A 248-nucleotide genomic window follows, 5' to 3' on the forward strand; every position below is an offset into this window, starting at 1 on the left:
CACCGGCGGGTTCGTCGGCGGCAGCGGCGACGCGGCAAACATCCTCAATGGCGGCTCGGGCACGGTCACGGTCGACATCTCGGGCGCCAGCAGCTCGACCGGCGGCGAAGGCATCTTCGTGCGCGACGTGGCGACCAGCACCGGCATCAGCGTGACCACAGGCGCGGTCACCGCGCTGACGGCGGGCAAGGACGCGATCGACGTCCAGAGCCAGTCGTTGACAGGCAATGTCATCGAGGTCGCCAACG

At 69.4% G+C, this 248-nt stretch carries 1 protein-coding gene; it reads left to right on the plus strand.

The window, feature by feature from the left end; translation table 11 throughout:
* Nucleotides 1-248 (plus strand): hypothetical protein (locus CKW40_RS42660; protein WP_198421210.1); only part of this gene is annotated, 248 nt, incomplete at both ends.

This window comes from Mesorhizobium carmichaelinearum (assembly GCF_900199455.1).
GTDB lineage: Bacteria > Pseudomonadota > Alphaproteobacteria > Rhizobiales > Rhizobiaceae > Mesorhizobium > Mesorhizobium carmichaelinearum.